General features: G+C 62.3%; 14 protein-coding genes. 8 read left to right on the plus strand and 6 right to left on the minus strand.

Features of this window, described 5'->3' with window-relative positions; all coding sequences use genetic code 11:
• Window positions 1-29: 29 nt before the first annotated feature.
• Window positions 30-317, minus strand: coding sequence for a DUF4365 domain-containing protein (locus CAL25_RS01095; protein ID WP_249278906.1), 288 nt, complete (start codon window positions 315-317; stop codon window positions 30-32).
• A gap of 126 nt (window positions 318-443) precedes the next feature.
• On the opposite strand from CAL25_RS01095, the gene CAL25_RS01100 reads away from it, so the two are divergent.
• The 4 genes from CAL25_RS01100 to CAL25_RS23945 all read left to right on the plus strand — a co-directional run bounded on the left by CAL25_RS01100 (window position 444) and on the right by CAL25_RS23945 (window position 3,225).
• Window positions 444-1,325: an SMODS domain-containing nucleotidyltransferase gene (locus CAL25_RS01100; RefSeq protein WP_094798098.1), complete on the plus strand. Its 882-nt coding sequence runs from the start codon at window positions 444-446 to the stop codon at window positions 1,323-1,325.
• Window positions 1,326-1,327: 2 nt separating this feature from the next.
• Window positions 1,328-1,882, plus strand: a complete 555-nt coding sequence (locus tag CAL25_RS01105; protein ID WP_094798099.1) for an SLATT domain-containing protein — start codon at window positions 1,328-1,330, stop codon at window positions 1,880-1,882.
• Between the two features lie 120 nt (window positions 1,883-2,002).
• The gene (locus tag CAL25_RS23940; RefSeq protein WP_141217868.1) at window positions 2,003-2,248 is read left to right on the plus strand and encodes a hypothetical protein; all 246 of its coding nucleotides are present in this window, start codon (window positions 2,003-2,005) and stop codon (window positions 2,246-2,248) included.
• A gap of 188 nt (window positions 2,249-2,436) precedes the next feature.
• Window positions 2,437-3,225, plus strand: coding sequence for a hypothetical protein (locus CAL25_RS23945; protein ID WP_141217869.1), 789 nt, complete (start codon window positions 2,437-2,439; stop codon window positions 3,223-3,225).
• 638 nt (window positions 3,226-3,863) lie between these two features.
• On the opposite strand, the gene CAL25_RS01115 is transcribed toward CAL25_RS23945, so the two are convergent.
• The 4 genes from CAL25_RS01115 to CAL25_RS01130 form a co-directional block, all read right to left on the minus strand.
• Window positions 3,864-4,502 (minus strand): hypothetical protein, encoded by a 639-nt coding sequence (locus CAL25_RS01115; protein WP_094798101.1) that lies wholly within the window; start codon window positions 4,500-4,502, stop codon window positions 3,864-3,866.
• On the minus strand, window positions 4,499-4,804 hold the full coding sequence (locus CAL25_RS01120; RefSeq protein ID WP_212590862.1) for a hypothetical protein: 306 nt from the start codon (window positions 4,802-4,804) through the stop codon (window positions 4,499-4,501). The genes CAL25_RS01115 and CAL25_RS01120 overlap by 4 nt, the downstream gene beginning before the upstream one ends.
• Window positions 4,805-4,951: 147 nt before the next feature.
• Window positions 4,952-5,386: a DUF3806 domain-containing protein gene (locus CAL25_RS01125; protein WP_170948356.1), complete on the minus strand. Its 435-nt coding sequence runs from the start codon at window positions 5,384-5,386 to the stop codon at window positions 4,952-4,954.
• Between the two features lie 177 nt (window positions 5,387-5,563).
• On the minus strand, window positions 5,564-6,349 hold the full coding sequence (locus CAL25_RS01130) for an IclR family transcriptional regulator (RefSeq protein WP_094798103.1): 786 nt from the start codon (window positions 6,347-6,349) through the stop codon (window positions 5,564-5,566).
• Window positions 6,350-6,496: 147 nt separating this feature from the next.
• Between CAL25_RS01130 and CAL25_RS01135 the strand changes: the two genes are divergently transcribed.
• Window positions 6,497-7,918 (plus strand): amidase, encoded by a 1,422-nt coding sequence (locus CAL25_RS01135; RefSeq protein WP_094798104.1) that lies wholly within the window; start codon window positions 6,497-6,499, stop codon window positions 7,916-7,918.
• A 60-nt stretch (window positions 7,919-7,978) separates the two neighbouring features.
• Window positions 7,979-8,968, plus strand: a complete 990-nt coding sequence (locus CAL25_RS01140) for a Bug family tripartite tricarboxylate transporter substrate binding protein (RefSeq protein WP_094798105.1) — start codon at window positions 7,979-7,981, stop codon at window positions 8,966-8,968.
• Window positions 8,969-9,051: 83 nt separating this feature from the next.
• Here CAL25_RS01140 and CAL25_RS01145 read toward each other — a convergent pair whose 3' ends face one another.
• The gene (locus CAL25_RS01145) at window positions 9,052-9,336 is read right to left on the minus strand and encodes an acylphosphatase (RefSeq protein WP_094798106.1); all 285 of its coding nucleotides are present in this window, start codon (window positions 9,334-9,336) and stop codon (window positions 9,052-9,054) included.
• Between the two features lie 207 nt (window positions 9,337-9,543).
• Here CAL25_RS01145 and CAL25_RS01150 point away from each other — a divergent pair, with 207 nt between their 5' ends.
• Together CAL25_RS01150 and CAL25_RS01155 are read left to right on the plus strand one after the other, a co-directional pair.
• On the plus strand, window positions 9,544-10,707 hold the full coding sequence (locus CAL25_RS01150; protein ID WP_094798107.1) for an alpha-hydroxy acid oxidase: 1,164 nt from the start codon (window positions 9,544-9,546) through the stop codon (window positions 10,705-10,707).
• Window positions 10,708-11,116: 409 nt separating this feature from the next.
• On the plus strand, window positions 11,117-12,436 hold the full coding sequence (locus CAL25_RS01155; RefSeq protein ID WP_094798108.1) for an ArgE/DapE family deacylase: 1,320 nt from the start codon (window positions 11,117-11,119) through the stop codon (window positions 12,434-12,436).
• The last annotated feature ends 5 nt before the right edge of the window (window positions 12,437-12,441 follow it).

Below are 12,441 nucleotides of genomic sequence, written 5' to 3' on the forward strand. Positions count from 1 at the left end.
TCGATTTCGTACTAATCACGGGGAGCAGGTCAAGTTCCCTTAAGTTGTATGTGGAGCCGGACATTCGTGGCCTGTACGTTGGCCACAACCTCGATCTGGCAATCGGTGCCGTAATCCTTGCGGTCAGCCGCTTGCAGAATGAAGACTCCACTTTCGCTAAGGAGTCGCTGAAATGCCGCGATCGCTTTACCCTCGATCTCGTGATTCCGGTCGCGGCGCGGTAGATCGTCAAAGTGACTCATTAGCAGAGCTTTTGGACATAAATCAATTTTGAATCCCGCGAGCGAGTCCAAGAACATGCGGACAATAACGTGCATGCCAGACTTTCAATTTTACTTGACAGTCGTTGGGATAAAATTACGGCGCATCTGATGCAGCCGAGCGTTGCACGGGGCATCCCCGGGTTCACCGATTCCTAATCAAGACCTTAGAGGCCAACGAACATGTCAGTGGCGGACTGGTTCAGTACTTTTTGCAGCGCTTTGCCGCCCGGCATTTTGAAGCGCGCTTCAATCGCTGACCGAACTGGACGGCTTACAAGAAGGCTCAATTCAGACTTCCGGGAGTCCACATCTGACACAGCCAATCGTTTCTATGGGGGATCTTACGGACGGAATACAGCTGTGGCCAGCGTAAGTGACATTGACCTCATGTACGTATTGCCATACAGCATCTACAAGCAGTACGACGGCCATTCTTCGAACGGGCAGTCTGCCCTTTTGCAATCGGTGAAGCGCTCTATCGAAGTAACTTACCCTAACTCCGTCGTTATTGCTGATGGGCAGATCGTCCAAATTCCGTTCACTGACAACGTCACATTCGAGATCGTGCCGGTTTTTCTCAATACTGACGGCAGCTACACGTTCGCAGATGCCAACAACGGAGGTAGCTGGAAGGTATGTTGGCCCAAAGACGAGATCAGCGCATTTGCGACACGCAATCAAGCTTGCAACTACAACTTAGTCCCGCTTGGACGTATGGTTCGTGCCTGGCGCGATACTAACGACGTACCGATGAGCGGGATGCTTATTGACACCCTCGCGTACCAGTTCATTGAAACATGGGAGCACCGCCTCAAATCGTACCTCTACTACGATTTTATGACGCGTGACTTTTTTAACTTCCTCGCGAATCAGGACTTGAACCAAAACCACTGGCGAGCGCCAGGCAGTCAGTCCTGGGCTCGCAGAACGGGGGGATTCGAACGCAAAGCACGAATGGCCCATACGCTCGCCGTGGACGCAATCAAGAACGTTCTAGCCAACGAAAACTGGGCGGCTAAGAATAAGTTTCGGCAAATCTACGGGACTCAGTTTCCATCGTGACCATGATGAACGACACTTTGGAAGGGCAACTTCGCGAAATGTATGGGCGCGTTGCCTACACGCATAAGACGCACGAAAAAATGGCGGACGGGTATATCGCTCGCTATAAGCTCATCAAGCGGATTGAGATTGCTCTGTCCGCAATTTCGTCCGGGAGCCTTGTGATTGCAGCGCTCGGAGATAGCAAGGCCGGGACGATTGCGGGTGCGCTGCTTTCAACCGTGCTACTGGGGCTATTGCTGTATTTCAAGGAGGCCAGCTTGGGTGAGCAAGCGCAGAAGCACACTGTCACTGCTTCCAAATTATGGGGGGTTCGAGAGCGTCTACTCAGCGTTCTGGTCGATCTTGGCCGGGGCGGTTCGATCGACGCAGCGGCTGCGGCACGTGACTCGATAAACGAGGAGCTTGAGCAGGTTTACCGCGGTGCGCCCCGAACGGATGCGAAAGCCTACGTCGCGGCGCAGAACGCGCTCAAGCATCAGGAAGAGCTTTTCTTCAGCGACTCAGAACTTGACCACCTCTTACCTAAGCAGCTTCGAAAAACTTCTCGGTCGTGATGGTGAACCGAATAACTCTGCGTTTGCTAGTTGGAAAAGCTAGGGTTCTTTTCTCGCACAACAAGGCCGGGCGACTCTACTTGAGTGTCTACATAGAGCTCCCTACAGTCCACTTTCAACATGACCAAGCACCTGAACGTCAAGAAGAGCATTAGACAGCGCGTGCGAGAATGGTACCAAGGCACCTACGTGCCTCCACCTCCAAACGATCCGGACAGTCACGTAGTCTTTATTGGTCCAGGACATTACAAGCAGACCCCACTTGCAAAGGCAATTAAGTTGCTAGGTGCTTTCTGGCTGAAGCACTGGCAGTGGATCACGGGAACTGCCTTGGCTGTGATCGGCATCGTTGTTTCACTGAAGTGATGGGCAGTCCACGACTCTGACCCCCCATTTAAAAAAAGGTCACAAGGATGGGATGTGTGAATCGCCCCGGCTTTCGTAGACACGCGGAGGTCTCACAATTCAAGTGGCGCGCAAATGTGGGGAACATATAGAGCTAAGGCAGCAATTCTCAAAAGAGTTCAAAGTGCAGGTGTAGGGAACTGGAAGCGATGCCACTAACTGTTGTTGCACCCCATGCGGCCATCGTCACCGCCATCAATTCGTTCAATGCTGGATACCACCATGATTATCACTTGGTAAATGGATTGGCGAAGCCATACCTGGCAGCACCGACTGAAGCAAACGCTGCGCTACTGGCACGCGCGCTGAGGACCGTCCTCACTAACTGGGGTGCTGGCAGCAGAAAGGCCCCAGGTGTCCAGGAATTGCCAGCTTTGATAGCGACCTTGCTGAACCCTACGTTTCATGCGTCTCTTGTTGGATTCGCGGGTGGAGCACTTGCGACGCTAACAGTAGTCGACGGTCACGCCCGCATGATTGGTGGCTTGGTTGCCGAGGCACATTGCACAGAATTTGATACGCGTCTGCTTTCCGTCCTGTCCGACATGTCAGCCCTGCTTCTCCTCGGAAATACGAACGTTACATATCCAATGAAAGCACTCCTTCTGCTGACCGGCTTTATGCCGGCGTTGGACAGTCAAGTTCGCCGAGGGCTGTCGAGCGCCGGCTTCGTCGGCACCACCGCTACTCAGTTCTTGCTGCCTGCGGACATGGGCAGCCTCAGGGCGCGGAAGCTGACGCGGTTGCCCTTCTATCTCGGTGAATGTTTTGCCGCAAATAGGGCCTTGCTAACAGGCGCGGCCGCTGATAGCCATTATCCCTGGTTGGTCGACGAGCCTGGGCGTCTGTTCGACATTCTCTTGTTCATGCAAGGTTCTGGAGCTACACCGCTCTTCGGGTTCGCTCCAAGAGCTCCGAACTGGCACGCCTTATCTTAGTGTCGATCCATCATCAGTTGCTAGGGCCAAGAGGGCAGTGGCGTTTTCCGGTTCCCTAGACACGTAGCCTTGGACTAAAGAGACGGGTCTGGTGTTGAGCGATTTCGCAGAAGGTGCATCTTCGCCACGGAGATTGCGGACGCATTGAAAACTCGATCAGTCAAAGTCGTACGTACTCTGGCAGAAATTGGAGAACCCCCCAAATCCTCTAGCAGAGGTGAGAAGTGTGGGAAGGTTTTTTACGCGCGCACGCCTAATCTGCGTTTCTCGGGATGATGGGTCTTTCTCCCCCCTTCTTGAAGGGCATTGACGCGACGGTGACGCGCCCCCGTCGCATCAAGGCTAGGCAGAGTCCGTAGGGCAGTAGGGAAATCCAACAAGACGGGACGGTTCTGACCTGCATGTCCCATCTTGTGCTAGATGTCCCGGGGATGGGAAGCATCCACATCTAAGTGGCCGTGGGATCCTACAGATGTGAGGGCGGCTCGCCGCCCGCCCGGCGATCATTCGCCGGGCATCTCCCGAGCGCCTTCCTGCCTGTGGCGCATCATGGAAACGACAAGGGCGCGGTCTCGTACCGCGCCCTTGTCGTTTTTGCATTGCCTCTCTTTTTCAGGGGCCGACCGGCGCGGCCGTCGTCACGCGGAGATGGCGGAGAGTGTGCTCAATTCGCGCACGAGCCTGGGCTTCTTTCCCCCCAGCACATCGCTCTGAATTCGATAGATGACGGATTTGAGCAGTTCGGTTTGAGACAGCGCGGTCTCGTCGATCAAGGTCTGCACGTCGCTAGCAATGACCGGTGTGACCTTCATCGACAGCCTGCGCCGTGCGGCGCCGCGACGTTCCTCGTATTGCGTTTTAAGGACTTCGTGCGCGGCCACCAACGCCTCCTTGGGATATTCGCCGCAGGCGAAGCGATGCAGATAGAGCGTCAGGAGCGTTTTGCGAAAGTCAGTGGTGCTGTTTGCATCGACGGAGTAAGCGGCGAGATCCAGCATGTCGATGTAAACGGCAGGCAGGTTGGCCTCCAGCGGGCGCGTAGCCTTGCTGCGCGCCTCTCGGATTGCAGGCGTGGACTGGGCGGGAATGGCGACCACGCTGTCGCAGCGATCGCAAGTCGATACCAAAATATCGCGGGCGCAGCCATTGCCATCACTGAATGGGACGTCGCGGCGCCGGAATGTCGTGACCACGATCTCTTTGCAATGAGCGCATATCGCCTTGCTTTTATCGCCTTCGACGTAGAGTCGGCTGTTCTGAGTCGCTCGAGCTTTCATTGATGCACGCTGATGAATACGGTGTCGGGATCGGCGTCCAGGAAGTAGAACTTGATGTACCAGCCCTGCGTCTTGATCACGTGCACCTCCACTGAACTGATGACGTGGTGAGGGGATGTTTGGTGCTCACTGCCCTTGCATCTCATGAGCATTGCCGCCACGGTCGCGGAAGATACCGCGCCGGTTGCCAGCAGATTCTTGGTGTCGATGCTATTGCCTCGTTCTTCCCAGGTATAGCGGTTCTGCTGAAGCGCGGCGATAACGGCCTGCTTGACCGCCTTAAAGCCTCTCGGGATGTTCAAACGCGCCTCCGATCATACGAAACTCTTCGTATAAAATCAATTCGGCGCGCGAGTGTTTGCCCGGTGCCGAGGTGTTTGTAACCTGGGCAGCGCGGGCAAGGATCTAGGAATGGTCTGGTCTTGTGCGAGGGGTGGGCGCGATGCGGTTCACGCGTCCGCGTAATACTGCAGCCGCAGGTCTTCGAGTTGGGCGAGCATTTCTTCGTAGAGGCCCGGCACGGTGAATTCGGAGCGGGACTCGACGCGTTTGAGCAGCATGATGCTGGGGAAGACGAGGAGCGAGGTTTCCTTGTAGCGCACGACGGGATCGCGGCCGTATTCGTCTTCGGTGATCCACCACTGATAGTCGGGATGGTTGCGCGTAAGGACGCGGCCGAAGGCGACGCCCAGCGACGTGAGGGTGTACTCGGCTTCGGGCTCGATGGTCTTGGTGTCGAGCAGGCGTTGCAGGCGCACCAAGTCGCTGAGCGTGCCGTCCAGCGGCTTGCCGGTGAGCGACTGCACGAGTTCGTCGGCGTGGGCGAACTGCTCGTCGAGCACGCGTTGTTCGTCGGGCGTGAGGGCTTCGATATTGGGCTGCATGCCCCCCAGCATAAGCGATGCGGGATGGGGGGCCAAACGTGCGAGACGGATCCGGGTGGCGCCGGGCCCGCCCTCCGCGATGCGCCACACGGCCCTCATCGCGCGGATCAATGGGCGCTTCCGCTCGCCCTGGCCGTCTGGCAGGTGGTGGCAAGCCCCGCCTGACGGGGCGCCGCTTCAGGTGCCCGAAATTGCGTAGGCGGTCTTCAGCAACTGCGGCACGATCTCGCGGACCAGCCGCTCGGGCGGGAACTCGTCGGCCGCCGCGGTGATGTTGAGTGCGGCCACGGGCCTGCGCAGATCGTCGCGCAGCAACACCGCCGCACCCACCTGATTGAGCAGGACCTGATCGTGCGTGAGGGCATAACCCTGGCTGCGCGCCAGTCGCACCTCCGCCGCCAGCTTGCCGGGGTCGGTCTCGGTGCGGCTGGTGTAGGCGGTGATCTCGGCGCGGCTGAAGTAATGATCGAGCGCGATGTCGTCGAGCGGCGTCAGCAGCATGCGGCCGGCGCTGTTGCTCCAGGCCGGCATGCGGCGGCCCGGCAGCATTTCGGCCAGCGTGAGCTGGCGGCTCGGCAAGCGCAGCAGATAGATCATGTCCATGCCGTCGAGCACGCTCATGTTCACGGCCAGTCCGCAGCGCTCACGCAGCGCGACCAGATGCGGCGCGGCGCGCGAGACCAGGGGGTCGCTGCGCAAAAAGAAATAGCTCAGTTCCACGACCCGCGGGCCGAGCCCGTAGCGGCGCGTGCGCGGATCTTTTTCGAGATAGCCGAGGCGTTCCCACGAGTGGGTGAAGCGCTGCACCGCGCTTTTGCCGAGGCCGGTGATCTGCACGAGCTCGGTCAGGCTGAGTGACTCGCGCGCCTGGCGAAATGCCTCGAGCACGCGCATGGCCTTGCCCAGCGACGCCACATAGAGCGGATCGCTGGATTCGGGGGACGCGAGATCGGGCTGGGTCATGGTGGGCGAGGCGGCGAGTGACCCGCCGCCGTGTTTACCCGGATTGCGGGCGGGAGCGGCGCGGGCGTATAAAAGCCTTAAATTCAGTACGAAGTATTGTAATGCAATACTTCGCATAATGACTCCGTCTGATACCGAGGACAAACCATGAGTTGGGAAACCGTGTGTGGCCTGAGCGCCGTGCAGATGCGCGCCGAGATCGAAGCCGGGCACTTGAGTGCGCGCGAGCTGGTGGATGCGCACCTGGAGGCGATCGCCCACTGGAACCCCGTGGTGAACGCCATCATCACGCTGGACGCCGACAGCGCTCGCGCGCGCGCGCTGGCCTGCGACGAAGCCCAGGCGCGCGGCGAGACGCGTGGCCTGCTGCACGGCTTGCCCGTGGCTCACAAAGACTGCTTTCTCACCGCCGGCATGCGCACCACCTGGGGCTCGCCGGTGTACGAGACCTTCGTGCCGGCGCAGTCGAGCCTGGTGGTGAGCCGTCAGCAGCAGGCCGGCGCGATCACGCTCGGCAAGACCAACATGCCCGAGTTCGGCGCGGGCTCGCAAACCTTCAATCCGCTCTTCGGCGCGACCCGCAATCCCTACGATCCGCGCCTCACGGCCGGGGGCAGCAGCGGCGGCGCGGCCGCCGCGCTGGCCTGCCGCATGCTGCCGCTCGCCGACGGCACCGATATGGGCGGATCGCTGCGCAATCCCGCGAGCTTCTGCAATGTGGTGGGGTTGCGGCCCTCGCCCGGGCGCGTCCCGCAGGTGCCGGGCTCGGCGATCTACAACACGCTCACCGTCGCCGGTCCGATGGCCCGCACGGTGGCCGACGCCGCGTTGATGCTCGCCGCGCTGGCGGGCCCGGATGCGCGCGATCCGCTTTCCATCGAGCAGGACCCCGCCCGTTTCCTGGCCGCGCTGGATCACGATTTCACCGGCACGCGGATCGCCTACGCGCCGACTTGGGGCGGCCTGCCGACCGAGCCGCGCGTGGTGCAGGCGTTGCAGGCGCAACTATCTGTGTTCGACACGCTCGGCTGCCACGTCAGCGAGGCCTGCCCGGACTTCCGTGGCGCGGATGCGTCGTTCCACGCCTTGCGTGGTCTGGCGTTCGCGGTGACCCAGGGCGACACGCTCGTGCGCGCGCGCGCCCGCATGAAGGACACGGTGATCTGGAACACCGAGCTCGGTCTCAACCAGACGGGCGCCGCGCTGGCGCAGGCTGAACGCGACCGTGGCGCCCTCTTCGCGCGCATGCATGCGTTCATGCAGGATCACGATTTTCTGATCGGCCCGGTCAGCCAGGTCGCGCCCTTCCCTGCGGACGAAGAGTACGTACGCGAGATCGACGGCACGGCGATGAACAACTACATCGACTGGATGCGCTCGGGCTATTACCTCTCGCTCACCGGCCATCCGGCGATATCCGTGCCCTGCGGCTTCACGGCCGAGGGGCTGCCGGTCGGCATCCAGATCGTGGGCCGTTATCGCGACGAGCTTGGCGTGCTGCGTCTGGCGCATGCCTTCGAACAGGCCACGCAGTGCTGGCGGCAGGCGCCGCGGCATCCCGCCGCCTGAGGATCACTCCATTACGACACAGGATGCCGGATCGGCGTCCACACACAGGGGAAGCAGTTCATGTTGCGCAAGTCTCTACAACGTCTGGCCGGTCTCGGCCTCGCCGGCCTTCTGGCCCTGCCGGGCATCGCCGCGGCACAAGCCGCGCCCGCCCAGAGCTGGCCCACCAAGCCCGTCACGCTCGTCGTGCCGTTCCCGCCGGGCGGCTCGACCGACGTGCTGGCGCGCCTGTTCGCGGCCAAGCTGGGCGAGCGCCTGGGTCAGAGCGTGGTGGTGGAGAATCGCCCCGGGGCCAACACCGGCATCGGCGCCGCCGCGGTGGCCCGTGCCGCGCCCGATGGCTACACCTTGATGATCACCGGCGCGCCCACGTTCACGACCAACTCGCTGCTCTATCCCAACCTGGGCTATGACCCGATCAAGAGCTACGAATACGTCGCGATCGCCGGCAGCGCGCCGTTCGTGATTCTGACCAACACGCAGAGCGGTCTGGCCACCGTGAACGATCTGGTGACCAAGTCCAAGAACGACCCCCTGAGCTTCGGCTCGTTCGGTACGGCGTCCACGCCGCACCTGGCCGGCGAGTACCTGGCCCAGCGTAGCGGCGCCAAGTTGCTGCATGTGCCGTACCGCGGCAGCGCGCCGGCCATGACCGACCTGATCGGCAACCAGATCCCGCTGTCCATCGACACGCTGGTCGCGGCCCTGCCGCAGATGCGCGCGGGCAAGGTGCGCGCGGTCGCCCTGACCAGCGCGGCACGCTCGGCGCTGGTGCCCGATGTGCCCACCGTGAACGAGTCGGGCGTGGCGGGCTACGACTTCATCACCTGGTACGGCATCGCGGCGCCCAGCGGCACGCCGCAGCCGGTGGTCGACAAGCTCAGCGTGCAGGTGCGCGAGATGCTCGCCGATCCCCAGATGCTCGAAAAGATGCGCGAGCTCGGCTTCGATCCGTTCTATGCCGACAGCAAGGCCTTCCGGACGCGGGTCGAGCAGGAGCTCGAGCGCAACGCCGCCGTCATCAAGGCCGCCGGCGTCAAGGTGGATTGAGATGCACGGCTAGTGGCGCGCGGTTAGTGGCGCGCGGTTAGCGGCGCACGGATGGTGACGGGCGGCGCGCCGCCCGTCGCCCTTCAATGCTGCGCGAAATGGCGGAAGCGCTTTTCGGTGTCGTCGCGGCGCGTTTCGATGTCCGTCACGACGGCGGCGGGCGGGCCGCGGCGCAGCCATTCGAGCATCTGATCGACCTGATCGGGCGTGCCCTGAATCAGCGCTTCGACCGTGCCGTCTTCCATGTTCTGGACCCAGCCGGTGGCACCGACGAGATGGGCACGGCGCACCGTGGCGTGGCGATAACCCACGCCCTGCACCTTGCCCCGGACGATGACGTGGAGGGTCTCGATGTGGGCGTCTTGCATGTGATGGCTTCCTTCGTAATCCGGCGGCGCGCATGTTGCGCCGCATCCAAACATTATCGACGCATTATGGCCCGGCCCGGGCGCGGCGCGCCGGAGCCGGGCGTATACTGAGCCCCGCCCCGGCGCCTGCCGGCGCGCCACGCGGGGCGTCCCACGCGCGGCGTGCTACGCCGGTCGCATCCACCGCGACTCTTCCCGACCATTCCAATGAGCCAAGATCTCTCCAAGATCACTTGCATCGAAGACCTGCGGGTGATTGCGCAAAAGCGCGTGCCCCGCATGTTCTACGACTATGCCGATTCAGGCGCCTGGACCGAAGGCACGTACCGCGCCAACCAGGAAGACTTTCAAAAGATCAAACTGCGCCAGCGCGTGGCGGTCGATATGGAAGGCCGCTCGCTGCGCACCACCATGGCGGGCATCGACACCGTCATGCCGATGGCGATCGCGCCCACGGGCCTGACCGGCATGCAGCATGCCGACGGCGAGATCCTCGCCGCGCAGGCGGCCGCCGACTTCGGCGTGCCGTTCACGCTGTCCACCATGAGCATCTGCTCGATCGAAGACGTGGCGCAGGCGACCGGCAAGCCGTTCTGGTTCCAGCTCTACGTGATGCGCGACCGCGAGTTCTGCGGCAACCTGATCGACCGCGCTAAGGCGGCCGGCTGCTCGGCGCTGGTGCTCACGCTCGATCTCCAGATCCTGGGTCAGCGCCACAAAGACATCAAAAACGGCCTGTCGACGCCGCCCAAGCCGACGCTGCGCAACCTGATCAATCTGGCGACCAAGCCGCGCTGGTGCATGAGCATGCTGGGCACCAAGCGCCGCACGTTCGGCAACATCGTGGGCCACGCCAAGGGCGTGAGCGACCTCTCCTCGCTGTCTTCCTGGACCGCCGAGCAGTTCGATCCCCGCCTGAGCTGGGACGACGTGAAGTGGATCAAGGACCGCTGGGGCGGCAAGATCATCCTCAAGGGCATCCTCGATCCCGAAGACGCCGAGCTGGCGGCTCAGAGCGGCGCCGATGCGCTCATCGTCAGCAACCACGGCGGGCGTCAGCTCGACGGCGCCTTGTCGTCGATCGCGGTGCTGCCCTCCATCGTGCAGGCCGCGGGGTCGCGCATCGAGGTCTGGCTCGACGGCGGTATCCGGGGCGGACAGGACATTCTCAAGTCGGTGGCGCTGGGCGCCCGCGGCACGATGATCGGCCGCGCCTTCCTGTATGGCCTGGGCGCCTACGGCCAGGCCGGCGTCACGCGCGCGCTCGAGATTCTGTACAAGGAAATGGACGTGACGATGGCGCTGTGCGGGCGCAAGAACATCTCGCAGGTCGACCAGAGCATCCTGGTGCCCGGCACCTATCCCACCTGAGCCAGGTCTCCGGACGTTCGTCTGGGATTCATCGCACGGCTATCACGGCCCCGACCTTGTCGGGGCCGTGTTCGTTTCCGCGGGCGCAGCTGCACTGGCGTTGCATATAGTTGCACGCACAATCATCTCCTGTTTGCGTGCTACCGCCGGCCTGCAAATCAAGTACGCGCGCGTACGCGTATATATGCGTGCGCGCGCAACTACCTGCGCGCGCACGCGCTCGCGCACACGCCCGCGCGCGAGACGCGGCGCAACATGCGCACGTCCAGGGTAATCCCTGGCTGGGGATAACCCTTGAAATAAGGGGTTTTGGCGAGTGGCACCTTCCGTTGCGAAAAAACTGGAACTATCAGCGGGTCCAGTTTGGATGCAGACTCCGGACTACTTTGTCATCGCCCCGGAGATTGTCATGAGTGGCCGCATCGAGACGCTGGAAATCGAACAGATCGAGGAGGCCGTTTCCGGTCTGCGCGATTACATGATCACCACGCTGCAGGGCATGGTGCAATGCGACAGTCTGCTGGGCCAGGAGATCTCGGCCGCCGAGTTCATGGAGCGCGAACTGGCCGAACTGGGCTTGCCGTCCGAACGCATCTACCTGCGCGACGAACAACTCAAGAGCCTGCCGCTGTACTCGCCGGCATGCTGCCCGGATGGTGGCCGCTACAACGTGCTCGCGCGTCACGAGCCGCGCAGCGCGGGTGGCCGTTCGGTGCTGTTCAATGGCCACCTCGATGTCGTGCCCACCGGACCCCATGAAATGTGGACCCTGCCGCCCTTCTCGGGCGAGGTGCGCGACGGATGGCTCTACGGCCGCGGCGCGGGCGACATGAAGGCAGGCATCGTGTGCGCGCTCGCGGCGTTCAAGGCCTTGCAGACGCTGGGCCTGCAACCCGCCGGCGCGGTCGGCTTCAACGGCGTGCTCGAAGAAGAAAACACCGGCAACGGTACGCTCGCCTCCGTCAGCGCGCTGCAGAGCGCGATCGGCGCGGCCAAGCTGACGGCCTTCGACGCCGTGATCATCCCCGAGCCGCTGCAGGAAAAAATGATGGCCGCGCAGCTGGGCGTGTTCTGGATGTACGTCGACGTAAAGGGCAAGCCGGCCCATGCGGCCTACATGAACACCGGCGTCAACCCGGTGGACGCCGCGTTGCGCATCGTCGATGCCGTCAAGGCACTCGAAGCCGAATGGAACGAGCCCCGGAATCGCCATCCTGCCTATCGCGAGCACGCCCATCCGATCAACTTCAATCTCGGCCAGATTCACGCGGGCGACTGGAACTCATCGGTGCCCAGCGTGTGCACGCTCGGCCTGCGCCTTGCGTGCTATCCCGACATGACGATCGAAGAGGCCAAGCGCATCGCCACGGAACGCATCGATGCGACCGTCGCGGCGTTCAACGAGCCGGACATCAAGGTCTCGATCCGCTTCGAGGGCTTTCATGCGCCCGGCTGCGAGTACGACCTCGACGTGGCGCCGATGCAGCTGCTGGCCGATGCGCACAGGCGCGTGACCGGCGAAGCGCCCAAGCGCCAGGCCATCACGGGCACCACGGATGGTCGTCACTTCCGCATGTTGATGGACGTGCCCGTGACCTGCTACGGCCCGATCGCCGAGAGTGTGCACGGCTTCGATGAGCGTGTGTCGATCGACAGCATGATTCGCGTTGCCAGTGCGCTCGCGCTGTTCCTGCACGACTGGTGCGGCGTCGAGCCCGCCCAGGTCTGATACGC

The organism is Bordetella genomosp. 5 (genome assembly GCF_002261315.1).
GTDB lineage: Bacteria > Pseudomonadota > Gammaproteobacteria > Burkholderiales > Burkholderiaceae_B > Bordetella.

Bases quoted from the DNA above. Each gene is read 5' to 3' on its own strand.
- CAL25_RS01115 (WP_094798101.1), bottom strand. From the start codon at position 4,502: ATGAAAGCTCGAGCGACTCAGAACAGCCGACTCTACGTCGAAGGCGAT.
- CAL25_RS01145 (WP_094798106.1), bottom strand. From the start codon at position 9,336: ATGCAAGACGCCCACATCGAGACCCTCCACGTCATCGTCCGGGGCAAG.
- CAL25_RS01100 (WP_094798098.1), top strand. From the start codon at position 444: ATGTCAGTGGCGGACTGGTTCAGTACTTTTTGCAGCGCTTTGCCGCCC.
- CAL25_RS23945 (WP_141217869.1), top strand. From the start codon at position 2,437: ATGCCACTAACTGTTGTTGCACCCCATGCGGCCATCGTCACCGCCATC.
- CAL25_RS01130 (WP_094798103.1), bottom strand. From the start codon at position 6,349: ATGACCCAGCCCGATCTCGCGTCCCCCGAATCCAGCGATCCGCTCTAT.
- CAL25_RS01105 (WP_094798099.1), top strand. From the start codon at position 1,328: ATGATGAACGACACTTTGGAAGGGCAACTTCGCGAAATGTATGGGCGC.
- CAL25_RS01150 (WP_094798107.1), top strand. From the start codon at position 9,544: ATGAGCCAAGATCTCTCCAAGATCACTTGCATCGAAGACCTGCGGGTG.
- CAL25_RS01155 (WP_094798108.1), top strand. From the start codon at position 11,117: ATGAGTGGCCGCATCGAGACGCTGGAAATCGAACAGATCGAGGAGGCC.
- CAL25_RS01095 (WP_249278906.1), bottom strand. From the start codon at position 317: ATGCACGTTATTGTCCGCATGTTCTTGGACTCGCTCGCGGGATTCAAA.
- CAL25_RS23940 (WP_141217868.1), top strand. From the start codon at position 2,003: ATGACCAAGCACCTGAACGTCAAGAAGAGCATTAGACAGCGCGTGCGA.
- CAL25_RS01125 (WP_170948356.1), bottom strand. From the start codon at position 5,386: ATGCAGCCCAATATCGAAGCCCTCACGCCCGACGAACAACGCGTGCTC.
- CAL25_RS01135 (WP_094798104.1), top strand. From the start codon at position 6,497: ATGAGTTGGGAAACCGTGTGTGGCCTGAGCGCCGTGCAGATGCGCGCC.
- CAL25_RS01140 (WP_094798105.1), top strand. From the start codon at position 7,979: ATGTTGCGCAAGTCTCTACAACGTCTGGCCGGTCTCGGCCTCGCCGGC.